The sequence below is a fragment of the uncultured Psychrobacter sp. genome (assembly GCF_947488565.1).
GTDB lineage: Bacteria > Pseudomonadota > Gammaproteobacteria > Pseudomonadales > Moraxellaceae > Psychrobacter > Psychrobacter saeujeotis.
Genome location: NZ_CANKZC010000022.1, coordinates 1 through 362, shown reverse-complemented (window position 1 = coordinate 362; position 362 = coordinate 1). Strand labels below are relative to the sequence as shown.

The 362-nt window shown below is 49.7% G+C and carries 1 protein-coding gene; it reads left to right on the top strand.

From position 1 onward, the window contains the following. Positions 1–362: GTP-binding protein (locus Q0890_RS13650; RefSeq protein WP_299222075.1), on the top strand; the 362-nt coding region annotated here is incomplete at both ends.

Here is a 362-nt window from a genome sequence, read left to right as displayed (position 1 = left end):
TCACGTCAGGTAGGCGTTCCGTACATCATCGTCTTCATGAACAAATGCGACTTAGTCGACGACGAAGAGCTACTAGAACTGGTTGAAATGGAAGTTCGTGAACTACTAAACGACTACGACTTCCCAGGTGACGACACCCCAATCATCAAAGGCTCAGCCACCCAAGCCCTAAAAGGCGACGACGGCAAATACGGCCAACCAGCAGTCGTAGAACTACTAGAAGTCCTAGACAGCTACATCCCAGAGCCTGAGCGTGACGTCGACAAAGCATTCCTAATGCCAATCGAAGACGTATTCTCAATCTCAGGTCGTGGTACCGTCGTAACTGGCCGTGTTGAATCAGGCATCGTAAAAGTTGGTGA